The sequence below is a fragment of the Pseudomonas sp. UTLPPB19802 genome, from assembly GCF_059730225.1.
This window is the reverse complement of sequence record NZ_AP048545.1, coordinates 2,656,082-2,679,400: the sequence shown is the minus strand read 5'-3', so window position 1 is coordinate 2,679,400 and position 23,319 is coordinate 2,656,082. Positions and strand designations below refer to the sequence as shown.

At 65.4% G+C, this 23,319-nt stretch carries 21 protein-coding genes; 8 read left to right on the top strand and 13 right to left on the bottom strand.

What is annotated here, in order from left to right; genetic code table 11:
• Nucleotides 1-161 precede the first annotated feature (161 nt).
• The 3 genes from AC6I6U_RS12145 (at nucleotide 162) to AC6I6U_RS12135 (ending at nucleotide 2,851) form a co-directional block, all read left to right on the top strand.
• A complete protein-coding gene (locus AC6I6U_RS12145; RefSeq protein WP_497882178.1) occupies nucleotides 162-968 on the top strand; it encodes a TatD family hydrolase in 807 nt (268 codons plus the stop codon).
• Nucleotides 969-1,054: 86 nt separating this feature from the next.
• Nucleotides 1,055-2,533 (top strand): methyl-accepting chemotaxis protein, encoded by a 1,479-nt coding sequence (locus AC6I6U_RS12140; RefSeq protein ID WP_497882177.1) that lies wholly within the window; start codon nucleotides 1,055-1,057, stop codon nucleotides 2,531-2,533.
• An 84-nt stretch (nucleotides 2,534-2,617) separates the two neighbouring features.
• Nucleotides 2,618-2,851 (top strand): terminase, encoded by a 234-nt coding sequence (locus AC6I6U_RS12135; RefSeq protein WP_497882176.1) that lies wholly within the window; start codon nucleotides 2,618-2,620, stop codon nucleotides 2,849-2,851.
• Nucleotides 2,852-2,861: 10 nt separating this feature from the next.
• On the opposite strand, the gene AC6I6U_RS12130 is transcribed toward AC6I6U_RS12135, so the two are convergent.
• The 6 genes from AC6I6U_RS12130 to AC6I6U_RS12105 form a co-directional block, all read right to left on the bottom strand.
• Nucleotides 2,862-3,659, bottom strand: a complete 798-nt coding sequence (locus tag AC6I6U_RS12130; protein WP_497882175.1) for an acyl-CoA thioesterase — start codon at nucleotides 3,657-3,659, stop codon at nucleotides 2,862-2,864.
• Nucleotides 3,660-3,793: 134 nt separating this feature from the next.
• Nucleotides 3,794-4,558 carry a CHAD domain-containing protein gene (locus AC6I6U_RS12125; RefSeq protein WP_497882174.1) on the bottom strand — a complete coding sequence of 255 codons (765 nt, stop codon included), beginning with the start codon at nucleotides 4,556-4,558 and terminating at the stop codon, nucleotides 3,794-3,796.
• A 5-nt stretch (nucleotides 4,559-4,563) separates the two neighbouring features.
• On the bottom strand, nucleotides 4,564-6,534 hold the full coding sequence (locus AC6I6U_RS12120; protein WP_497882173.1) for a transglutaminase TgpA family protein: 1,971 nt from the start codon (nucleotides 6,532-6,534) through the stop codon (nucleotides 4,564-4,566).
• Nucleotides 6,531-7,514, bottom strand: a complete 984-nt coding sequence (locus tag AC6I6U_RS12115; RefSeq protein WP_497882172.1) for a DUF58 domain-containing protein — start codon at nucleotides 7,512-7,514, stop codon at nucleotides 6,531-6,533. Before AC6I6U_RS12115 ends, AC6I6U_RS12120 begins: the two co-directional genes overlap by 4 nt.
• A complete protein-coding gene (locus tag AC6I6U_RS12110; RefSeq protein WP_497882171.1) occupies nucleotides 7,484-8,401 on the bottom strand; it encodes an AAA family ATPase in 918 nt (305 codons plus the stop codon). The genes AC6I6U_RS12115 and AC6I6U_RS12110 overlap by 31 nt, the downstream gene beginning before the upstream one ends.
• A 121-nt stretch (nucleotides 8,402-8,522) precedes the next feature.
• Nucleotides 8,523-8,801, bottom strand: a complete 279-nt coding sequence (locus tag AC6I6U_RS12105; RefSeq protein ID WP_497882170.1) for a hypothetical protein — start codon at nucleotides 8,799-8,801, stop codon at nucleotides 8,523-8,525.
• Between the two features lie 190 nt (nucleotides 8,802-8,991).
• On the opposite strand from AC6I6U_RS12105, the gene AC6I6U_RS12100 reads away from it, so the two are divergent.
• The gene (locus tag AC6I6U_RS12100) at nucleotides 8,992-10,032 is read left to right on the top strand and encodes a patatin-like phospholipase family protein (protein ID WP_497882169.1); all 1,041 of its coding nucleotides are present in this window, start codon (nucleotides 8,992-8,994) and stop codon (nucleotides 10,030-10,032) included.
• Nucleotides 10,033-10,085: 53 nt separating this feature from the next.
• Here AC6I6U_RS12100 and AC6I6U_RS12095 read toward each other — a convergent pair whose 3' ends face one another.
• From AC6I6U_RS12095 to kdpF, 6 genes are all read right to left on the bottom strand, one after another.
• On the bottom strand, nucleotides 10,086-10,781 hold the full coding sequence (locus tag AC6I6U_RS12095) for a response regulator (protein ID WP_497882168.1): 696 nt from the start codon (nucleotides 10,779-10,781) through the stop codon (nucleotides 10,086-10,088).
• Nucleotides 10,782-10,817: 36 nt separating this feature from the next.
• On the bottom strand, nucleotides 10,818-13,469 hold the full coding sequence (locus AC6I6U_RS12090; RefSeq protein WP_497882167.1) for a DUF4118 domain-containing protein: 2,652 nt from the start codon (nucleotides 13,467-13,469) through the stop codon (nucleotides 10,818-10,820).
• 83 nt (nucleotides 13,470-13,552) lie between these two features.
• Nucleotides 13,553-14,104, bottom strand: a complete 552-nt coding sequence (gene kdpC / locus AC6I6U_RS12085; RefSeq protein WP_497882166.1) for a potassium-transporting ATPase subunit KdpC — start codon at nucleotides 14,102-14,104, stop codon at nucleotides 13,553-13,555.
• Between the two features lie 86 nt (nucleotides 14,105-14,190).
• Nucleotides 14,191-16,245 (bottom strand): potassium-transporting ATPase subunit KdpB, encoded by a 2,055-nt coding sequence (gene kdpB / locus AC6I6U_RS12080; protein ID WP_497882165.1) that lies wholly within the window; start codon nucleotides 16,243-16,245, stop codon nucleotides 14,191-14,193.
• A 10-nt stretch (nucleotides 16,246-16,255) separates the two neighbouring features.
• Nucleotides 16,256-17,965: a potassium-transporting ATPase subunit KdpA gene (kdpA, locus tag AC6I6U_RS12075; protein ID WP_497882164.1), complete on the bottom strand. Its 1,710-nt coding sequence runs from the start codon at nucleotides 17,963-17,965 to the stop codon at nucleotides 16,256-16,258.
• Between the two features lie 11 nt (nucleotides 17,966-17,976).
• A complete protein-coding gene (kdpF, locus tag AC6I6U_RS12070) occupies nucleotides 17,977-18,066 on the bottom strand; it encodes a K(+)-transporting ATPase subunit F (RefSeq protein WP_081005946.1) in 90 nt (29 codons plus the stop codon).
• 577 nt (nucleotides 18,067-18,643) lie between these two features.
• On the opposite strand from kdpF, the gene AC6I6U_RS12065 reads away from it, so the two are divergent.
• From AC6I6U_RS12065 to xopAW, 4 genes are all read left to right on the top strand, one after another.
• A complete protein-coding gene (locus AC6I6U_RS12065) occupies nucleotides 18,644-18,934 on the top strand; it encodes a response regulator transcription factor (protein WP_497882163.1) in 291 nt (96 codons plus the stop codon).
• Between the two features lie 335 nt (nucleotides 18,935-19,269).
• Nucleotides 19,270-20,034 carry a response regulator gene (locus AC6I6U_RS12060; protein WP_497882162.1) on the top strand — a complete coding sequence of 255 codons (765 nt, stop codon included), beginning with the start codon at nucleotides 19,270-19,272 and terminating at the stop codon, nucleotides 20,032-20,034.
• Nucleotides 20,034-21,086, top strand: a complete 1,053-nt coding sequence (locus tag AC6I6U_RS12055) for a sensor histidine kinase (protein WP_497882161.1) — start codon at nucleotides 20,034-20,036, stop codon at nucleotides 21,084-21,086. Before AC6I6U_RS12060 ends, AC6I6U_RS12055 begins: the two co-directional genes overlap by 1 nt.
• A 114-nt stretch (nucleotides 21,087-21,200) precedes the next feature.
• Entirely contained in the window at nucleotides 21,201-22,031 is an 831-nt protein-coding gene (xopAW, locus tag AC6I6U_RS12050) for a XopAW family type III secretion system calcium-binding effector (protein ID WP_497882160.1), read from the top strand.
• Nucleotides 22,032-22,207: 176 nt separating this feature from the next.
• Here xopAW and AC6I6U_RS12045 read toward each other — a convergent pair whose 3' ends face one another.
• Nucleotides 22,208-23,260 (bottom strand): AI-2E family transporter, encoded by a 1,053-nt coding sequence (locus tag AC6I6U_RS12045; protein ID WP_497882159.1) that lies wholly within the window; start codon nucleotides 23,258-23,260, stop codon nucleotides 22,208-22,210.
• Nucleotides 23,261-23,319: the final 59 nt, after the last annotated feature.

The following is a 23,319-nucleotide window of genomic DNA, read 5'->3' as shown; positions in this document are numbered from 1 at the left end:
AACGCGATTAAAAGTGCGCAAGACGACCAAGGCGGCGGCGTGAAAGCTGGCGCGGGTGGCTTGCGGCCTTAAGAGACAGTCATAACTCGTTGTAGTTCTTGGTTTTTATTATAAATCTACAGCTCTGGTATGCTTTCCGGCCTGTGGCCTGAGGACGAACCATGCAACTCATCGATATCGGCGTCAACCTGACCAACTCGGCTTTTTCCGGAAAACACCGGGAAATACTCGACCGCGCACAGGCCGCCGGGGTCTGCCAACTGGTCATCACCGGCACCAGCATCGAGGGTAGCGAACAGGCCCTGGAGCTATGCCGGACGCTGGATGAGAGCGGTCGCCAGCTGTTCGCCACGGCGGGTATCCATCCCCATTCCGCCAGCGACTGGAATGCCGACAGTGCCGCTCGTCTGAAAGCCCTGCTCAAGGAGCCGAACGTCTGCGCGGTCGGTGAATGCGGGTTGGATTTCAACCGCGACTTTTCCCCGCGTCCGCAACAGGAAAAAGTCCTCGAGGAACACCTGGCCCTGGCGGTGGAACTGCAACTGCCGGTGTTCCTCCACGAGCGCGATGCCAACCTGCGCCTGCTGGAAATCCTGCGTGACTACCGCGACCGCCTGCCGGCTGCCGTGGTGCACTGCTTCACCGGCGAGCAGCGGGCGCTGTTCAGCTATCTGGACCTGGACCTGCATATCGGCATCACCGGCTGGATCTGCGACGAGCGCCGCGGCACCCATCTGCACCCGCTGGTCCGTGAGATCCCCCGTGGCCGCCTGATGCTGGAAAGCGATGCGCCCTACCTGCTGCCACGCAGCCTGCGGCCAAAGCCGAAGAATGGTCGCAACGAGCCGGCCTTCCTCACCGAAGTGCTGCGCGAAGTGGCTCTGCATCGCGGCGAAACCGAGGCCGACCTGGCCGCCCACAGCAGCGCCTGCGCCCGCGCGTTCTTTGGCCTGCCCTCGATTGCTTGACCCATGTCAACACGTCTTCACCTTGCGTGGAACACAATGATGGCACCTTGCCAATACTGTTTCCGCTCAATCAGAGAAGACCTTCCATGGGTGCCTGGCTTAGCAACATCTCGCTGAAGTACAAATTCTGGGCCGTCAACGCTGTGGCCTTCGTCACCACCCTGCTGCTGGTGCTGTACGCGGTCCAGCTCGAACAGCAGGCCCGCACCGACACCGCACGCGCGGCCGCGCAGGCCGAGGCACGACTGCTGGCCAACTGGCCGGCGGGCCAGGCCCTGCCGCAGAATGACCAGGTGCTGGTATTCCCCAACGGCCAGGCACCCAGCGTCAACGGCCAGATGCTCACCCGCCTGGCCGACGCCCAGGGCTGGGTCGCCTACGACTACATGCCCCTGTTCGGCGACAACCCGCTGCTCGGTGCCGAAGTGATCAGCCGCGGCAACCAGCGGGTGGCCGTGCTCGCCCACGCGCCGAGCCTGGCGCAAGTGTTCAGCGACCGCTTCACAAACTATGCGGTGGCCGTGTTCATCCTGATGCTGGCGATGCTGGGCGCCTCGCAGTTGCTGATCCGCTTCCTGCTCAGCCAACTCAACACCCTCAAGGACGTGATGCTGCACGTCGAACGCACCGGCGACCTGTCCGCCCGCGTGCCACTGGCCTGCAAGGATGAAGTCGGTCAGATGGCCAGCGCCTTCAACGCCATGCAGGCCGGCTACCAGCGCGTGGTCGGCACCGTCGCCCGGACTGCCGCGCAGTTGGACGTCGGCGCAGCGCGCCTGGCCTCGAGCATGAACGATGTACAGCACGGCATGCTCGGCCAGCAGAGCGAAACCGACCAGGCCGCCACCGCCATCAACGAGATGACCGCGACGGTCTATCACATCGCCCAGCACGCCGGCGCCACCCGCGACCTGTCGAAAACCGCCGACACCCTGGCCGGCAGCGGCAAGGAAGTGGTCAGCCGCGTCCAGCAGTCTATCGCCGGTCTTTCCAGCGGCGTGCAGCAGACCGCCGAAATGATCCAGCGCCTGGCCGAGGACAGCCAGAAGATCAACGGCGTGGTCAGCGTGATCCACAGCATTGCCGAACAGACCAACCTGCTGGCTCTGAACGCGGCGATCGAGGCGGCCCGGGCCGGCGAAATGGGCCGGGGCTTCGCGGTGGTCGCCGACGAGGTGCGCAACCTGGCCAAGCGCGTGCAGACCTCCACCGACGAAATCACCACCATGGTCTCGGCGTTGCAGTCCGGCACCCGCGATGCCGTGGACTTCATGCAGGAAAGCTCGTTCAAGGCCGACGACTGCGTCCAGCAGGCCCAGGAAGCCGGGGCCGCCCTGGCCGAGATCACCGGTGCGGTGGCGCAGATGCGCGAGAGCAATACCCAGATCGCCGTGGCCGCCGAGCAGCAGAGCCAGGTCGCGGAAGAAATGAATCGGGCCGTGGTGAGCATCCGCGACGTCACCGAGAACACCGTCCAACAGACCGTGGACTCGACCAGCACCAGCAATGAACTGGCGACCCTGGCCGGTGAATTGAACAAGGCCATAGGCCAGCTCAAGCTATAGACGCGATAGCAAGAGTTGATTCGTCGCCGACGTTTGCCCGACTTATTCTTGGTCCATCGAATCTACGAACCAAGGAGCATCATCATGGGCAAACGTCATCCTGATTTCCCCGCCTGGCAATGGCGCGTGGCACCCGGCACTTCCAGCGATGGAACCCGCGAAGGCCTGCAATTGCTGTCGATGGTGCTGTTCGCCCTGGCCTTCCTGCTGGTGGCCAGCGGCGTCTTCACCCAGGACCTGGCCAATGTCGCCATCGGCGCGATCGGCCTGGTCGCCGCCGCCGCCCTGCAGCGCAAGCGCCATACGCTGGAAGCCTAGGCCTGGCGCCTCAGCCGAAGACGGTGACGGTCTGCCGACTCAGTGCTATCAGGCGGTCGTCCGGGCTCCACAGCGCCGCCGCCACGTGCCCGTAGCCGTCGCGGGCATGTTCGATCTCTGCCAGGTACTTGCACCAGTCCAACGTTGTGAGTTCCTGCAGCGGCTGGACGAACTCGATGGTCCAGGTCAGGCTGCTGCCCGGCGCCATCTGCTTCAGGTGCGGTAGCAGCGCCGGCGGCCAGGCATCCACCAATGCCAGCAGGTGCGCCTCCCTCAATGGCTCCTCCTTGACCTCGCCACGCAGACGCACCCAGCCGCCCATCTGCCGCGAGGTGTTGCCGGTGAACGGAAAGCCGCCGACGCCCCAGCGCAGTGCCAGGTGCCGCATGAACTCCGGAGTCACCCCCTTGAAGTAGGGCACTTCCTGGCATTGCTCCCAGTGCTTGATGAACGGCGCCGGCTCGGCCTCGACTGCCACCACCGACTCCCGCGCCGCACCGAAGCTGCCCTGCACCAGGGTCACCACCTGGCCGTTCTGCACTGCCCGCCCGAGCACCTGGCTGACCGCCTTGCCTTCACGCAGCACCTCGACCTCGAAACTCACCGGTACCAGCGGCTCGACCGGGCCGACGAAGGTCACCGCCAACGACCGCACCGGCCGTTCGGCGGGCACCCGGGCACGCATGGCTTCGTACTGGAGCGCGACCACCAGGCCACCGAAACTGGCACGACCCTGGCCCCATTCCGGCGGAATGGCCACGGCCTGGGGCTCACGACGGACCGCCTCGAGCAAATCTGAAAAATCCATGCACACCTCGGCCAAGAATTCGCTGATATCCACTGCAAACTACAAGCTTGCATCATGGAAGTGAATCTTAACCAGACGCTACGCGAGGTAAAGCGTCCATTCCGGCCAAATGATCTGCCAAACAGGTCGTGGCCTCAGGCGAAACAGCGGTCGCTGAGCTTCTCCAGCATGCGGTCGGCCTTGACTTCGGCGCGAGCCATGGTGGTGCGCCAGCCCTCGACGCAAGGTTGTAGATCCTCCTGGGCTTCGGCCTGGAGCAACCACTGCCAACAGTCATGCCAGTCACCCAGGGCTTCCTGCGCAGCCTTGAGCCGGCGCAGCGCCGGAGCCGGCAACTGGTCCAGCTCCGGATAGGCTTCGGCGGTGTAACGCACCCGCTTGATCAGCAGGCGCAGGCGATGGCGGTCATGACCCGGCGCGTGCAAGACCTCGTCCAACGCTCGCCACTGCTTGGCCAGGCGCTTCTCGATGCGCTTGCGCAGGCCCTTGAGCAGCCCCTGATGCTCAGCGGCACGCAGGAAGCGCGGGAAGGCATCGAGCACATCGAGCAGGTGCTTGAGTTCACTGCTGCGCGCGACTTTCCAGTAGTCTTCGGACAACTGCTCGGTACGCCGCATCGCTGCGACAGGATGGCCCTGACGATGCAGGTAGGCCGCCAGCACCTCGCGATCGCGGATCGGCGTGGTCAACCGCCCGACATCGGCCGCCGCCTGCTCCAACTGCTCGACGCCGGGCAAGCCGCGCAAGGGTCGCAACAGGCTGCGCAGGCGGCGTACCGCAATGCGCAGGTCGTGCAGGCCCTCGTCATCGGTCAGCGCATCGACCCGTGCATGACAGGCCAACAGCCGGACTTCCAGGTTCACCACCTGAACCACCAAACGATCTACCAGGGCCGACATAGACATCACTCCCAAATCGAACTTCCAAGACTGCGACGCAATGACCGCAACGCCTGTTGCAAGGCATCCATCGACGGGGTTTGTGCAGCATAACGCTGGCTGACGAACAACTCGCCAAAGCGGCGGATACTCTGCGCCTGGCGCGGCAACTGCCCCGCCGCGCGCTCGACGAACGCCAGCGGTCCCTCGCCCGGTTCACGCACCAGGCCGCGCCGGCGCAGCAACTTCTCAAAGCTTTCGAACGCCCGCAGTTGCGGGTCGGCTTTCGCCTTCCAGGGGCGCAGCAACCACAACGACAACACCGCCAGGATCAGCACCAGCCCCACCGGCAGCAGCATCCCGGACAGCTCGCCGAACCAGCGGCCCAGCAGCCGGAACTGTTGTTCGCCCTGATAACCCAGGACCCAGCGCTGCCAACCATAATTGAGATTATCCCAGCCCAGGCGCAACTCGTTGAGCCAGGTCAGCCGAGGGTAACGCTGCGGCGAAAACACCGAAGTGCCGGGGGCGCCCTCCTCTGCCGCGAGTGCCTGTTCCAACCCCAGGTCGATCCTTTGCGGCGCTACCGCGTAGGTCGGGTCGACACTACGCCAACCCTGCCCAGCCTGCCAGTACTCGACCCAGGCATGGGCGTCGTACTGGCGCACGCTGAGAAAGCCACCCGCCGGGTTCAACTCGCCGCCCTGGTAACCGGCCACCACCCGCGCCGGAATGCCCGCTGCACGCAACACATAGGTCATCGCCCCGGCAAAGTGCGCACAGAAGCCCTGGCGGCTGTCGAACAGGAAACCGTCGATGCTGTCGGTACCGAGGGTAGGCGGCTTGAGGGTGTAGTGGTAGGGCTCATCGTGAAAATGCTTGAGCAACGCCGCCACCAGCGCCTGCGGTTGGGGATAGGTGCGACGCAGTTCACTCGCCCACTGGCGGCTCCGCGGATCCCCCTGGGCAGGCAGTTGCAGGTTACGGCGGCGCGCACGCTCGTCAAGCTGCAGGTCACGCGGCACCTGCGACCAGGAACTGGCCCGGTACAGCAACGCCTGTTGCACCGGCCGCTGGCGCTGCAGCCGGTAGTCCGCCAACTGATGTGCATCGGCAAGGTCGCTGCGGGCGACATCCAGGGTCGGCAGCCAGGGCTTGCCGCTGGGTTGCAGGATGATGCTGTAGCGCCAGGGCTCACCGCTTGCCTGCCACTTCGGCGTCGGGCTGAAGGCGATTCCCGGTGACTGGCTCCAGCGCCGGCCATCGAACTGCTCCAGGGTCAGCGCTCGCCAGTACAGCTCCCGCCGCGCCGGCAGCGGGCCGTCGAAACTGGCACGAAAGGCCAGCTCGGCGGACCGCCCGAGTTCGGCGACGTCGGCCGGCGCCATGCTTTCGGACAACCCCGTCAGTCCCTTGTCGCTTGGCAGCGGCAACGACCACAACGGCGCGATCCGCGGGAAGAATACAAACAGCAGCAACATCAACGGCAAGGCCTGCGCCAGCAGGGTCGCGGCGAGCTTCAAGGTTGCCAGCGGCCGGGTACCGGGCCCCTGCTGCAAGCCGATCAGCGCCGCCAGCAGCGCCGTGATCGGCAGCAGGCTATAAGCCGCCCAGGGCAGGCTGTCCTCGAACAGATACGCCACCGCCACGCAGAACAACCCGAGAAAGATCAACACCAACGCATCGCGATGAGTCCGGGTTTCCACCAGTTTGAGGATGAACATCGCCACCAGCAGCACCGCACCGGCATCCAGGCCTATCAGGCTGCTGCGCGAAAGCCAGATACCGCCGATGGTACCCAGCAGCAACAGCAACTCCAGCAAGCGACCGGGAAACGCCGCGCGCATGCGATAGACCTGGATCCGCCAGAAGGTACAGCCGAGCCAGAAGGCGACCATCCAAAGCGGCACATGGAACCAGAACGGCAGCATCACCAGCGCCTGAGCCAGCAGCAGCCAGACCAGGCTGGCCCGGGAAATCATCGACGCGCTGTTCATGACGCCTGTCCGAACAGCGCCAGGGCCCGCAGGCAGGCTTCGCAATGGGCCGCACCGCGATTGCTGGCCAGCCGCCGGCCAGGCAGTTGCAGGGCGAACGGCACTTCGCGCCGGGTCAGTTCCAGCACCCAATAGCACAGGCGTGACAGGCGTTGCTCGACATCGCCGCCCAGGGCCAGGAAGTCCAGGCAGTGTTCCTGGCCTTCGAGGCAGGCGAAATCCTTGACCAACAGGCCTTGTCCTCGGGAGTAGGCTTTCCAGTGCAGGCGACGCCAAGAGTCGCCCGGTTGGTAGGGTTTCAGGCCCTGGTAGTCATCGACGCCCTGCCCGTGGGCGAACACGCCCTCCTCGCGCCCATCTTCCGGCACGCTGGCCAGGGTCGGTAGCTCACCCTCCAGCGGCTGTGGATAAACCAGTACCTGCTGGCCCAGGTCGACCCAGCTCCAAGCCCGCAGGATGCCCAGGGGAAAGCTGCTGCGCACGCCGATCCGCGGCGCGGCGAGCCAGCCACGGACCTCGGTCGGCCGGGTCAGTTGCAGTTCGCGCATCCCTGCCGGCGGCACGTCGGCGGTCTGCATCGGTTGGGCCGACCAGCCGAGGTGGATCGCCTGGTGGCGGCTGCCGGTGCTCTCCAGTTGCACCACGAACCGTGCCTCCTCGCCGACGAACACCGCCGGCCCGCTCCCGGCGTTCAGCACCAGCCCGCGCAGGTTACGATAGGTGTGCAGGATCGCCACGACGAACAACGACAGCAGCAGGAAACACAGGCCGTAGGCGAGGCTGTTCTGATAATTGATCGCCACCAGCAGGATCAGCAACAGCAGGGCGGCGAACACCGCGCCGGCCCGATTGGGCATGATGAAGATCCGCCGCTGGGTCAGCACCACCCGCGCCGACGGCGGCAGGCGCCGGGCCAGCCAGGCTTGCCACGCCATGCGCAGCCGGGCGATCAAAGCGCCGGCACCTCGCGCAGCAGCCATTGCACCAGGGCACCACCGCCGAGGCCGGCCGGATCGGCCCGCTCACGCAGGCGATGGCCGACCACCGCCGGCAGCACTGCCTGCACGTCCTCGGGAATCACGTAGTCACGCCCGGCCAGCAGCGCCCAGGCCCGGGCGGCAGCAAGGATCGCCAGGCTCGCCCGTGGCGACAGACCCCAGGCGAATTGCGCTTCGCTGCGGGTCGCGCCAACCAGCCGCAGCACATAGTCCACCAACGCATCACTGGCGCGGACCCGCTTGACCTCCTGCTGCAATGCCGCCAGCTCGCCATGGCTGAGGATCGCTGGCAGTTGCGGCAGCAGATCCCGTCGGGACACTCCCTGCAGCAGCGCCTTTTCCGCGGCACGGGCCGGATAGCCGAGGGACACGCGCATGAGGAACCGGTCGAGCTGCGACTCGGGCAGGACAAAGGTGCCGCCCTGGCTACTGGGGTTCTGCGTGGCAATGACGAAGAATGGCGATGGCAACGGCCGGGTTGCGCCTTCGATGGTCACCTGGCCCTCCTCCATGGCTTCGAGCAGTGCGCTCTGGCTCTTGGGCGTGGCCCGGTTGATCTCGTCGGCCAGCACCAGCTCGGCGAAAATCGGCCCCGGATGGAACACGAAACCGCCGCTGTCCTTGTCGAACACCGAGGTACCGAGGATATCGCTGGGCAGCAGGTCGGAGGTGAACTGGATTCGTTGGAAACCCAGGCCAAGGACCCTGGCCAGGGTATGGCTGAGGGTGGTCTTGCCCATGCCGGGCAGGTCCTCGATCAGCAGGTGGCCGTCGGCCAGAATGCAGGTCAGGGCCAGGCGAACCTGCGCATCCTTGCCCAATATCACCTGGTTGACGGCTTGCAGGCAGGCTTCCAGTTTACTGCGCATCGGCAGACATCCAAACGTGGGGAGACGGCAGGGATATTACCGCAGGCCTTGCAGGAGCGTGCGATGCGGCGATCCGCACGCTCCTGCATAGAGAAAACGGATCCCTCCGTTTCAAACCCGATCAACGACCGGCGCGCGACTCGCGAATGTAGAACCGTGCCTTCTCGGCCTTGGCCGAGCAGCCCTCGTAGGCCTCGAACTGCTGCTGGGTCTTGGCCCCGGTCAGCAGGGAGAGCGCCTTGGAGTAGCTCACGGTTCCGGCAAAACCTTCGGCCTTGGCCAGGTCGAGTTCATGCCAGGCAGCATCCAGCTGGGTACCGCAGGTTTCGCGATAGGCCGTCTTGCCTGCGCAACCGGCCAACGCCAACGCAATCAATGGCACACAGATCCAGGCTTTCATCGATGACACCTCAAGAAAAAAACAGTTGTGCAACGTATGACGGCGCACCAGGCAAAAAGTGCCTTGGCCCACCCTGAAGCTTAGCCAATTCAGGTGAACGGCGGCCATCGCCCCCCTTCGAGCAGCGTTGGCGATTGTACCGCAGCCCGCATTGGGTGCATTGTGGATAACCGGCCGGAAGGAGTGCAGGATGAAAAAGCGTGTTGCCTTGGTGCTGGGCTCCGGTGGGGCCCGCGGTTATGCCCATATTGGCGTGATCGAGGAAATCGAAAAACGCGGTTACGAAATCGCCTGCGTCGCAGGTTGCTCGATGGGCGCGGTGGTCGGCGGCATCTACGCCGCCGGCAAGCTCGACGAGTACCGCAACTGGATCGAGAGCCTGGACTACCTCGACGTTTTGCGCCTGGTCGACGTCAGCTTCCGGCTGGGGGCGATCCGTGGCGAAAAGGTCTTCGGCCAGATCCGCAAGATCGTCGGCGAAATCGATATCGAGAACCTGCGCATTCCCTACACGGCAGTCGCCGCCGACCTGACCAACCAGCAGGAAATCTGGTTCCAGGAAGGCTGCCTGCACCAGGCGATGCGCGCCTCGGCGGCCATCCCGAGCCTGTTCACCCCGGTCATGCAGGGCAACCGCATGCTGGTCGACGGCGGCATTCTCAACCCGCTGCCGATCGTGCCGGTGGTTTCCAGCCACTGCGACCTGATCATCGCCGTCAACCTCAACTCCACCAACCAGAAGCACTACCAGTTGCCGGTGATCCAGCGCCCGCCGGCCTTCAAGAGCCGCTTCAACGCCCTGCTCAGTTCCATGGGCTCGCGCCTGCCCTTTCGGCGCAAGCAGGCCGAGGAATTGCTGCGACTGGAACAGCAGAGCCTCGCGGCGGAATCGGCGGACCTCACCAATCCCTGGCTCGAGGCTGCCGAACCCGCCGGCCAGCAACCGGCCGCGGCGCCCGAGGTCGAGGGTGCGCCGAAGTCCGCCACGGGTTCGTTCATCATCGACAACGTCGGCCCGGCATCCTTGCTCGACCTGATCAACCAGAGTTTCGAAGTGATGCAGACGTCACTGGCGCAGTACAAGATCGCCGGCTACCCGCCGGACATCCTGATCAACGTGCCCAAGCGGGTATGCCGGTTCTTCGAGTTCTACAAGGCGCCGGAGCTTATTGCCCTGGGACGCGAGATTGCCCGCGATACCCTGGATCGCTACGAGGAAGAGCGGCGCTGAAGTGGGTGGAGGACACGCGCCTTTGTGGCGAGCGGGCTCGCCACACGGCATTATCAGGCCTGGTTATCGAGGAGCCGATAGCCAACGCCAGCCTCGGTGACGATGAAGCGCGGTCGGGTCGGATCATCGGCCAGCTTCTGGCGCAGGTGCCCGACGACGATCCGCAGGTAGTGGCTGTCCTCGGTATGGGTCGGGCCCCAGATGTCCTTGAGCAGTTGCTGCTGGGTGATGACCCGTCCGGGATAACGCGCCAGTTGCGCCAGCACCGCGTACTCCTTGCGCGTCAACGCCACTTCCACACCGTCCAGCGACACCCGGCGATACGCCAGGTCGACGGTCAGCGGACCGAACGCCAGCGCCGCCTCCTGCACCTCGCCGGCCGGCACCTGGCGCAACAGCGCGCGGATGCGCGCGAGGAACTCCTGGATGCCGAAGGGTTTGGTCACATAGTCATTGGCGCCGCCGTCCAGGGCCTGGACCTTTTGCGCTTCACTGGCCCGCACCGACAGCACCAGCACCGGCGCCGAGGACCATTCGCGAAACTCGCGCAGCACCTGCTGGCCGTCCATGTCCGGCAGGCCGAGGTCGAGCACCAGCAGGTCCGGCTTGTTCAGCGCCGCCTGGGCCAGCCCCTCGGCGCCGGTGCCCGCCTCCAGCACCCGGTAGCCCTGGGAAGCCAGGCTGATACGCAGGAACTTGCGAATCTGCGGTTCATCGTCGATGACCAGGATGGTCGATATCTGGCTCATGGTTGCCGCATCAGGCTGAGGAATGGCCAAAGCATATCAGGCTTCACTTTCAAATCCCGGCTGCTCCTGCAGCGGCAGGAACAAGGTAATGCAGGTGCCCCGCCCCTCGATGCCTTCCGCCACGCCGATACGCCCGCCATGGGCACCGACCATGCCCTGGCAGATCGCCAGGCCGAGGCCCGTGCCCTGGCCGCCACGATCGCCGCGGGCGGCGGTGTAGAACATGTCGAAAATCTTGCCGCGCTCCTCTTCGGGAATTCCCGGTCCTTCGTCGCTGACCGCAAAAAACAGCTCGCCGTCCGCCGTGCCAGCCTGGATCTGCAGGCGGCCATGGGCCGGTGAAAAACGCGCGGCGTTTTCCATGACATTGACCAGGGCTTGCTCGATCAGCGCCGCGTGCACGTAGAGCAGCGGCAGTTCATCGGCGACCTCGGTGGCGACCTGCAACGGCGCGAGCACTGCCCGCAGCCGGTTCAGCGCACTGCCGACGATATCCGCCGGCGCCACCCAGTCCCGTGCCAGTTTCAGCGCGCCATGGCCGAGGCGGGTCATGTCCAGCAGGTTCTGGATGTAACGGTCGAGTCGCTCGGCCTCGTCGCGGGTGCCTTCGAGCAGTTCCTGGCGATCGGCCAGGGGAATCGCCTCGCCGAGAGCCAGCAGGCTGTCGATGCTGCCGCGCATCGAGGTCAGCGGCGTGCGCAGGTCATGGGACACCGAGGCCAGCAGGGCACTGCGCAGTTGCTCGGTTTCGCCATGCAGGCGCGCCGCTTCCAGGTCATCGGCCAGTTGCGCACGGGCCAGGGCCTGGGCCAGCGGCTGGCTCAGCGCGGTCAACAGGCGGCGGCGCTGGCCGGTCAACTCCTGGCCTTCGCGAGGACGCACGCCAAGCAGCGCCAGCGGCCCCTCCTCCGCCGACAGCGGCCACCACCACCAGCGCCCGAATGGCAAGGTGCCGGTACCCATCCCGGCGGGCTGGTCGTGCTGCCAGGCCCAGTCGGCGGCCGCACGCTCGGCTTCGGAAAAGGCCAACGCACCACCACTCTCGACTTTCCAACCACCCTGGCCATCGCGGTTGAGCAGGCACAGCTCCAACTCTTCCCAGCCGCTGAGGTGTTGTGAGGCGGCACTGACCACCGCCTGGCGATCGGTGGCGGCAGTCAACTTGCGCGACAAGTCGAGCAGTTCACTGGTTTCCTCCTGGGTATCGCGCAGAGCCTGCAATTGCTGGCGCTGGCGCGCGGCAAGGTTGCCGGTCAGCGCTGCCATCATCAGGAAAAACAGCAGCGTCAGCACATCCTCCTCGCGCTGGATCGCGAAGGAAAAATTCGGCGGGATGAACAGGAAGTCATAGCTCAGGAACGACAATGCCGCGCAGGCCAGCGCCGGGCCGATGCTACTGCGCACCGCCACCAGCAGTACCGCGGCGAGGAACACCAGGGAGATGTTCGGCAGCGCCAGCACACTGGCCACGCCCCAGGCGATCGCACTGGCCAGCAGCGTCGCGAGCATCGCCAGCAGGTAATCGAGCCAGACCACCGCCTGCGGCTCCCGGACCCGCGGCGGGCGCTGCGCCTCCTGGCTGTCGAGCACGTTGATTTCCAGCCCGCGGGCATTGCGCAGCAACCGCGCCGCCAGCCCGCCGCCGAACCACCGACGGCGCAAGCGCTGGCGAGACTGGCCGACCAGTACCAGGCTGGCGCGCCGCTCGGCGGCATGCTGGATCAGGGTCTTGGCCACCTCGCCAGCCCGCAGCAACACCACCTCACCACCGAGGCGCTCGGCCAGTTGCTGGGCGCTCTGCAGGCGCTGGCGTGACTGCTCGTCGCGGCTGCTGCCGTTGTCCACATGCACCAGGCTCCAGGGCAGGTGCCGACGCTGGGCCACCCGACTGGCATGACGCACCAGGCGCTCGGCCTGGGCATCGCCATCGACCCCTACCAGCAGGCGCCCGCGAATCGCCGGCGCGGCCTGGCCGAGAGTCCGGTAGCCGAGGGCCAGGTCATTGTCGACCTGGGCGGCCGCCGTCTGCATCGCCAGCTCGCGCAGGGCGGTGAGGTTGGTCTGGGTGAAAAATGCATCGATCGCCGCCCGCGCCTGCTCCGGCACGTAGACCTTGCCATCGCGCAGGCGCTCGAGCAGCTCGCGGGGCGGCAGGTCGATCAGCAGCAGTTCGTCGGCTTCCTGCAGAACCCAGTCGGGCAGGGTCTCGCGCACTTGCACGCCGGTGATGCCACGCACCTGGTCGTTGAGACTTTCCAGGTGCTGGACGTTGACCGTGGTGAACACGTCGATGCCGGCGGCCAGCAGTTCCTGGACATCCTGCCAACGCTTGAGGTGGCGGCTGCCGGGGGCGTTGCTGTGGGCCAATTCATCGACCAACACCAGGGTTGGACGGGCCTTGAGCAGGCCGTCGAGGTCCATTTCCTCCAGCAGTACACCGCGGTATTCGGAGCGCACCAGGGCCAATTGCGGCAATCCCGAAAGCAAGGCTTCGGTTTCCGCACGGCCATGGGTTTCGACCACGCCGGTCAGCACCTTCACGCCCTGGCGCAGTTGCGTGTGGGCCGCCTGCAACATCGCGTAGGTCTTGCCCACGCCCGGCGCGGCGCCCAGGAAGACCTTGAGTCGACCACGACCAGTGCGGGGCAGTTCGGCGAGTAGCGCGTCGGCGCGACCGGAATCACTCATGTACGGGGTTCTCACTGTTGGAACGGATACTGCCACCCGGATAGGGGGTTACGGTGTTGGGTAGGACCGGAGGGCCTCGTCGCCTACTTCGAGATATCGGCCAGCGCCGCATTCAATGCAAGCACATTGACCACCGGTGGGCCAATCAGCGGCTGCTCGATATGCGCCTCCAGCAGTTTCTCGACGGTGGCCGTCGGCAGGTTGCGCGCCTGGGCCACCCGCGCCAGTTGATAGCGAACCGCGGCCGGTGGCAAGTGCGGATCGAGGCCGCTGCCGGAGGTGGTCAGCAACGCCAGCGGTACCGGCCCCTGGCCCGGTACCGCCTGCTTGGCCGCCTCGTCGAAAATCCGCGTCGCCAGCGCCGGGTTGCTCGGTGCCAGGTTGCTCGCGCCGCTGGACACCGTGGCGAAAGCTCCGGCCGAAGGGCGCGAGTGGAACCAGGCATCGCCGGTGAACTCCTGGGCGATCAGCGACGAACCACGGACCTTGCCGTCGGCATCGCGCAGCAGGCTGCCGTTGGCCTGCTCGGGGAAAACCGCCTGGGCCACGCCGGTGACCACCAGCGGGTAGGCAATGCCGGTGACCAGGGTCATCAGGGTCAACAGGCTCAGGGCTGGGCGCCATACAGTGGACATGTTCTGTTCCTCGATTCGGGTAATGCAATGATTGAGCTGGCGTGTTCGCGGGCAAGCCCGCTCCCCCAGGGAGCGGGCGGCATGGGCTACACCAGGTGCAACGCGGTCAGCAGCAGGTCGATGGCCTTGATGCCAACGAACGGCACCAGGATTCCACCCAGGCCATAGATCAGCAGATTGCGGCGCAACAGGTGCGCGGCACTTGCCGCCTGCACCCGCACACCACGCAATGCCAGCGGGATCAGCACGACGATGATCAGCGCGTTGAACACGATCGCCGAAAGGATCGCGCTCTGTGGGCTGGCCAACTGCATGATGTTGAGCACGCCGAGCTGCGGGTAGATCGCCGCGAACAGCGCCGGCAGGATGGCGAAGTACTTGGCCACGTCGTTGGCGATCGAGAAGGTGGTCAGCGCACCCCGGGTCACCAGCAATTCCTTGCCGATCTGCACCACGTCCAGCAGTTTGGTCGGGTCGCTGTCGAGGTCGACCATGTTCGCCGCTTCCCGCGCGGCCTGGGTGCCGTCGTTCATCGCCATGCCGACGTCGGCCTGGGCCAGCGCCGGGGCGTCGTTGGCACCGTCGCCACACATCGCCACCAGCCGGCCGTCGTTCTGCTCCAGGCGGATGCGCGCCAGTTTCTTCTCCGGCGTGGCCTCGGCCAGCACGTCATCGACCCCGGCCTCGGCCGCGATTGCCGCGGCGGTCAGCGGGTTGTCGCCGGTGACCATCACGGTGCGGATGCCCAGCTTGCGCAGTTCGGCGAAACGCTCGCGAATCCCCGGCTTGACCACGTCCTTGAGGTGGATGGCCCCGAGCAGCTTGCCCTCGGCACAGACCAGCAACGGTGTGCCACCGCTCTGGGCGATCTTGTCGATCTCGCGGGACAGCGCCGGCTGCAGGTCGCCGCGTTGCTGGCCAAGGAACGCCAGCAGCGAATCCACCGCGCCCTTGCGGTACACCCGGCCCTGGTGGTCGACACCCGACAAGCGGGTCTCGGCGCTGAACGGTACGGCGGTCAGCTCGGTTGCGGCCGGTTCAGCCTGGGGATACAGGTCACGCAGGTACTCGACGATCGATTTGCCTTCGGCTGTCTCGTCGGCCAGCGAGGCCAGCAACGCTCCCTCGGCCAGCTCGCGCACCGGCACGCCGGGCGCTGGGTGGATCGCCGAGCAACGACGGTTGCCGAAGGTGATGGTGCCGGTCTTGTCCAGCAGCAGCACGTGCACGTCGCCGGCCGCCTCAACTGCCCGGCCGGACTTGGCGATCACGTTCAGGCGCACCAGGCGGTCCATCCCGGCAATGCCGATGGCCGACAGCAGGCCACCGATGGTGGTCGGGATCAGCGTCACCAGCAGCGCCACCAGGAACACCAGCGGCAGGCTGCCGCCGGCGAAGTGGGCAAACGGCTGCAGGGTCACCACCACCAGCAGGAAGATCAGCGTCAGGCCGATCAGCAGGATATCCAGCGCCACTTCGTTGGGAGTTTTCTGGCGCTTGGCGCCTTCCACCAGGGCGATCATGCGGTCGAGAGTCGACTCGCCAGGGTTGCTGGTGATTCGCACCAGCAACCAGTCGGACACCAGCCGGGTGTTGCCGGTGACCGCCGAACGGTCACCACCGGACTCACGGATGACCGGCGCCGACTCACCGGTGATCGCCGCCTCGTTGACCGCGGCGATGCCTTCGATCACCTCGCCGTCGCCGGGAATCATCTCGCCGGCTTCGACACGCACCACATCGCCCTTGCGCAGGCTGGCGGCAGGTACTACCTGGAAGCTGTTGTCAGCCTTGCGCCGCCGGGCGCTCAGACCCTCACTGCCGGCCTTGAGGCTGTCGGCGCGGGCCTTGCCACGTCCTTCGGCAAGGGCTTCGGCGAAGTTGGCGAAGAGCACGGTGAACCACAGCCAGATGGCGATCTGCACCGCGACGAAGGTCGGCACGGCCTCGTTGGGAATCAGGCAGAGGATGGTGGTCAGCACCGCCGTCAACTCCACCACCAGCATCACCGGCGCCCGTTGCAACTGGCGCGGGTCGAGCTTGACGAAGGCCTGCACCAGCGCCGGCCGCCACAGGTCGGCAACGGCGGTCCGGGGCTGCTCGACGACAGCCGGTTTTGTTGCGGGAAGCGGCATGTTCATCATCAGGTCCTCAGTTCTTCAGTCCAGGCACAAACAGGTTCAGGTGATCGGCAATCGGTCCCAGGGCCAGGCTCGGCAGGAACGTCAGGCCGCCGACCAGCAGGATGGTCACGGTCAGCAGGGTGACGAACAGCGGGCCATGGGTCGGGAAGCTGTTCTGCCCGACCGGCACGGTCTTCTTCAGCGCCAGGCTGCCGGCCAGGGCGAGGACCGGGAGGATGTAGCCGAAGCGGCCGATCAGCATACCCAGGCCCAGCATCAGGTTGTGGAACGCAGTGTTGCCGCTGAAGCCGCCGAACGCCGAGCCGTTGTTGGCACTGGCCGAGGTGTAGGCGTAGAGCAACTGGCTGAAGCCGTGGGCGCCGGGGTTACTGATCGCTCCGGCCGGGCCTGGCAGGCTGGCGGCGAGTGCGCCGAGCACCAGGGTACCGACCGGCATCACCAGCAGCGTCACCACCAACAGTTGCACTTCCCGCGCCTGGAGCTTCTTGCCCAGGTACTCCGGGGTCCGGCCGATCATCAGCCCGGCGAGGAACACCGCGATCAGCACGTTCAGCAGCATGCCGTAGAGGCCCGCTCCGACGCCGCCGAAGATCACCTCGCCAACCATCATGTTGACCAGCGCGACCATGCCGCTCAGCGGGTTGAGGCTGTCATGCATGGCGTTCACCGAGCCGTTCGAGGCGGCGGTGGTGGTCACCGACCAGAGCACGCTGCCGGTGGTGCCGAAGCGGCTCTCCTTGCCTTCCAGCGGCGCGGTCTGTTCCACCAGCGGGTTGTTCAGCGTCGGGTTCGGCTGGTACTCGGCATACAGCGACACCGCGCCGCCGATCAGCAGCAACGCCAGCATGCAACCGAGGATCGCCCGGCTCTGGCGCAGGTCCTTGACGTAGTGGCCGAAGGTGAACACCAGCGCTGCCGGAATCAGGATGATCGACGCCAGTTCGAACAGGTCGCTCCAGGCCGTCGGGTTTTCGAACGGGTGCGCCGAGTTGACGCCAAAGAAGCCACCACCGTTGGTACCCAACTGCTTGATGGCGATCTGGCTGGCTGCCGGGCCGAGCGGGATCACCTGGTCGGCACCCTGCAGGGTCACGGCGTTGATGTAGTGGGCGAAGGTCTGCGGCACGCCCTGCCAGACCAGCAACAGCGCCAGCAGCAGGCACAGCGGCAGCAGGCCATAGAGGGTGGCGCGGGTCATGTCGACCCAGAAGTTGCCCAGGGTACTTGCCGAGCGGCGGGCGATGCCGCGGCACAGTGCGACCAGCACGGCCAGGCCGGTGGCGGCGCTGACGAAGTTCTGCACGGTCAGGCCGACCATCTGGCTGAGGTAGCTGAGGGAGGCCTCGCCACTGTAGTTCTGCCAGTTGGTATTGGTCATGAAGCTGACCGCGGTGTTGAACGCCAGCGTCCACTCCTGGCCCGGCAGGTTCTGCGGGTTGAGCGGCAGGTACTGTTGGAACAGCAGGATCGCGAACAGCAATGCGAAACCGGCGAAGTTGAAGGCCAAGAGCGCCAGGGTGTATTTCTGCCAGCTCTGCTCGGTCTTCTCATCCACCCCGGACAACCGATAACAGGCCCGCTCCACCGGCCCCAGCAACGGTGTCAGCCAGGTACGCCGGCCTTCCATCACGTTGTAGTAGAAACGCCCCAGCGCCGGTGCTGGCAGCAGTACCAGCGCCAGGAAAGCCAGGATCAGCCAATAGTCATAACCGTGCATAACCGCCGCTCCTAGTTCCGATCCGCACGCAACAGCGCGACAAGTAGATAGATGAACAGCGCCACTGCCAGCAGCAGCGACACCCCGTCCAGAATGCCCATGGGATTTCTCCGTAATACGGCGATTGCCGCGTGTGTAGGCATTGTCTGAAGGAAGGCTGTAAAGGAACGAGAGCGAAGCCCGCAGTGACGCGTAAAGAAGCCGTAAAGAGTGCAGCGCCGACCGCTGCGACAAGCCAGATGAACACGGCAGGAACACACCACACTGCCATTCAATAGCCACTAGTGCTGTTGAAAAAAGCGACCAATGGACAGGAAATTTTCCTCCCCATGAATTGGCGCCCCCAGGATCTTTTCCCTCAGCGCCACGAGGGCCGTCGGACAGCCCGGGGTGTCGGCTAACCAGCTGTTAAGGGGGGATTTTTTAGCGTTGCCGAGCGGCGTGGCGATATTTTGCCTAAAGCCAGGAGCGCCGAAAAACAGCGCAGCGAAATCGGCTCAAAAGCATTCGACCTGTCATTTTTAACAGGTTCCAAAGCGGCACTTTGTGTTTATAACTTCAAGGGCAGCCTCTGGAACCTGCCAACCGGGCAGGCGCATTTTTCGGCATGGCTACCCGAGCAACTCGGCCAAACCATCATCAAGCGTCTTCCATCGCACTTTTGCGGGAGTTTCCGATATGCACGCCCTACCCACTACCCCATCCTCTCCCTACCCACCTGTACTCAACCCGAGCGCTGCCGATTCATCCCTGCCCCCACATCCCCAGGCCATCACCCTGACGCGCAAGGAACAGGAAGTCATGCGCTGGGCCGCACTGGGCAAATCGTCCTGGGAAATTGCCCAGATCCTGACCTGCACCGAATCGGCGGTGAACTACCACTTCGCCAACATCCGCACCAAATTCAAGGTTTCGTCGCGCTGGGCCGCGCTGCGCCAGGCGGCGCACATGGGCCTGGTCCAGTTGTAACACTGCTCGAACAACCTGATCGTCACACGAGGCGATTGCCCCGGCGGTTGTGACCCTCAGGGGGTCATTCCTACCGACTGGCAGGGCTACCTGCGTCAGCCTGCTACCCATATTGATGATGCCTGCCCAAGGATTCAGGCGCACAATCGTCCCCTCGCCAAGCATTTGTATCGATCACGATACAAAACCGACAACCCCCCAACATGCGCCCGCACTAGGCTCACGCGCTATTCGGCTGGCCGACCTTTCCCCCTTGGCACGGCACGCCTATCCTGTAACCATCACATGATCCCGCATCCGGGGTTGGCGATATCAATCGGCAGATAATCACACGCATGCAGAACACCCCCGCTCCTCTGGCTGATGTCAACAAACCGCTATCGCCGGGCGATGACAAGCGCTGGAATGTCCGCGCGCTGATCGTCGACGACGATATCCCGATCCGTGAACTGCTGATCGACTACCTCGCCCGCTTCAGCATCCAGGCCGTCGGCGTCACCGACGGCGCAGCGATGCGCCAGGCCCTGCAACTGGAAACCTTCGACGTGGTGGTGCTGGACCTGATGCTGCCGGGCGAAGATGGCCTGTCGCTGTGCCGCTGGCTGCGCGCCGAGTCGGACATCCCGATCCTGATGCTCACCGCCCGCTGCGAACCCACCGACCGCATCATCGGCCTGGAACTGGGCGCCGATGACTACATGGCCAAGCCATTCGAGCCACGGGAGCTGGTGGCGCGAATCCAGACCATCCTGCGCCGGGTGCGCGACGACCGTACCGAGCAACGGGCCAACATCCGTTTCGACAACTGGCGGCTGAACAGCGTGCTGCGCCAGTTGATCGCCGACGACGGGCTGGTGGTGCCGCTGTCCAACGCCGAGTTCCGCCTGCTCTGGGTGTTCATCGAACGACCCCGCCGGGTACTGAGCCGTGAGCAATTGCTCGACGCCGCCCGTGGCCGCTCGATCGAGGCCTTCGACCGCAGCATCGACCTGCTGGTCTCGCGGCTGCGGCAGAAGCTCGGCGACGATCCGAAATCGCCGCAGTTGATCAAGACCGTTCGCGGTGAAGGCTACCTGTTCGACGCGCGAGACATCGGCTGATGCGTCCCCGCTTCAACACGCTGTTCGGGCGCCTGTTCGGCGTGTTGATGCTGGCCATTATCCTGGCCCACCTGCTGGCCTTTCTCTGGTTCCGCCATTACGGTGGGCCACCGCCTCCGCCTCCGCCGCCCATGGGCATGGAGCAGAACTTCGACCCGCGCATGGGACCGCCACCGCCCCACCATCGGCGCCCTCCAAGGCCATGGTTCGGCGGGCCGCTGGTGCCGCTGACCTTCCAGTTCATCGCCCTGGCGATCGCCGCCTGGTATGGCGCCAAGCTGCTGACCCGGCCGATCCAGCGTCTGAGCGAGGCCGCCGAACGCCTGAGCGAGGACCTCGACAGTCCGCCGCTGGACGAAACCGGCCCCCTGGAAGCCCGGCAGGCGGCCGCGACCTTCAACCTGATGCAGCAACGCATCCGCGAGCAGGTGCAGCAGCGCGGACGCATGCTCGGCGCGGTGTCGCACGACCTGCGTACGCCGCTGTCGCGGCTCAAGCTACGCCTGGAGCAGATCGACGACGTGAAATTGCAGGGCCAGATGCGCCAGGACCTGAACGACATGATCGGCATGCTCGACGCCACCCTGAGCTATCTGCATGAACAGCGCACCAGCGAAGCCATGCAATGGATGGACGTGCAAGCGCTGGTCGAGTCGCTGTGCGAAAACGCCCAGGACCAGGGCGCGCAGGTGCGTGCCAGCGGTCACTGTGCGCCGTTGCTGGTGCAGCCGATGGCCTTGCGCTCGTGCCTGAACAACCTGATGGACAACGCCCTGCGCTACGCCGGCGATGCCTTGATCACCCTGGAGGACAGCCGCCGGCAGTTGGTCATCCGGGTCATCGACCATGGCCCTGGCATTGCCGCCGACAAGCGTGAAGCCGTGTTCGAGCCGTTCTATCGCCTGGAAGGTTCGCGCAACCGCAACTCCGGCGGCGTCGGCCTGGGCATGACCATCGCCCGCGAGGCCGCGCAACGCCTGGGCGGCGAGCTGCAACTGGAGGAAACCCCCGGGGGCGGCCTGACTGCGGTGGTCACCCTGCCCCGCGCCTGAATGGCGTGTGTGGCACCCGGTACAAAGCCCACATACCCTCGACACTTGCCCTTGGGAATCTGCATGAGCCGGTGTAGCGCCGCCGGCCTTGCCAACACTTAGGGAGTGAGCACCATGATCGGTAGCGTCAGCAGTCTACTGAGCTACGTCGGCTACAACAGCACGACGACAGCCACGCAACGCCAGCAACAATTTCAGAAACAGCTGCTCGCCAAGCTCGACACCGACGGCGACGGTTCCGTCAGTCAGGACGAGCTGAAGACCGCACTGTCGAAAGACGGCGACAACAAGCTGCTCACTGACCTGAGCCAGAACTTCACGTCGCTCGACAGCGATGGCAGCGGCGGTATCAGCCTTGACGAACTGGCCGCCCTCAAGCGCCCGGAACATGGCGACCAGGCGCCCGACACGAAGCTGGCCGACGCTCTGCTCAAGGCCCTGGACAGCAATGGTGACGGCAGTCTCAGCAACGACGAGCTGGCCAGCGGACTGACCACTGCCGGCATCAGCACCGACAGTTCGTCACTGTTCTCGTCACTGGACAAGGATTCGAGCGGCAGCCTCAGTGTTGACGAGCTGGCCGCGGCCTTCGCGCCACCGCCGCCGCCGACGCAGTTGTCGAGCAGCCAGTTGTTCAGCCAGCTGGATACCGATGGCGACGGCAGCATCAGCCAGGCCGAACTGGCCAGTGCGCTGCAGGGCAGCTCTGACAGTTGCGCGACCAACGCCACTACCAGCACCACCACCGCCAGCACCAGCGATACCACCAGCGCCCTGTTGCTCAAGGCCCTGGCCGACGCCAGCGGCGTATCGAGCACCAGCACGACCCGGACGGCCCAGGACAACATCGCCGAAGCCCTCAGCCGGTTGCTGGTCAACCTCAACACCCAGTATCAGAACCGCAACACCGTGACGGCGACCAGCAGCACCGCCGCTGCGGCCTGATACCTGAGGGGCACCGCCAAAATCCGTGGGAGCCGACCGGGCGGCGCTCCGCTTGCTGGCGATAGCGATATTTCCAGCGCCGCAGGATGCACTGAATGGCCGCCTGCGGCGGATCGTCGGAACGCCGCCCGCAGCAAGCCGGCTCCCACAGGGGCGGGGTCCTCTGAAGCTGGGCCTCAGCTTTTCTCTTCGCGCCGTCCCTGGCTCGCGCTCCAGTCGAGCAGCAGGCTGTAGGCCACCGCCAGCAGGGTCGGGCCGATGAACAGGCCGATGAAACCGAAGCTGATCAATCCGCCGAAAACACCCAGCAGCACCACCACCAGCGGCAGATTGCCACCCCGGCTGATCAGGTATGGCTTGAGCACGTTGTCCACGCCACTGATGATGAACGTGCCCCAGATGCCGAGGAACACCGCCATGCCGTACTCGCCCTTCCAGACCAGCCAGGCCGTGGCTGGAATCCACACCAGCGGCGGCCCCATGGGGATCAGGCTGAGCAGGAAGGTCGCCAGGCCCAGCACCAGCGCCCCCGGCACCCCGGCGATCAGGAAGCCGATCAGCGCCAGCACGGCCTGGGCCGCCGCCGTGCCGATCACGCCGTTGACCACCCGTTGCACCGTGCCGGCCACCAGTTCCTGGTAGTAACCGGCGCGCTCACCGATCAACCGCTCCAGCAGGCTGAGGACGAAGGCCGCCAGCCGCGGGCCGTCCCGGTAGAAAAAGAACACGAAGAGAATGCTCAGGGTCAGTTCGAGAATCCCGCTGCCGATCTGCGCACTGCGGGCCAGCAACCAGTTGCCGACCTGGCCCAGGTACGGCTTGACCGTCACCATCAGCGCAGCGCCCTGCTGGTCGACGGTGTTCCAGAAACCCACCAGGCGCTCGCCGATGATAGGCACACCGGCCAGCCAGGCCGGTGCCTCGGGCAGGCCATCGACCTGGACATCCTTGACGAAAGCCACCGCATCACGCACATGGTCCGCCAGGTTGAGCCCCAGCCACACCAGCGGCGCGGCCACCAGCACCATCCAGCCGAGGGTCAGCAACCCCGCAGCGAGCGCCTCGCGGCCACCCAACAGGCGTGTCAGCAACAGCATCAGCGGCCAGCTGGCAAAAGCCAGTACCGCGCCCCAGAACAGCGCCGACCAGAACGGCGCCATCACCCACAAGCTGGCGCCAAACAGCACCAGCAGCAGTATCTGCACCAACAGCCGATCATTATTGAGCATGGGGATTCCACAGAGAGATTCAGAAAGGAAAGTTTAGGCGAACTCACCCGCGTGCGTTC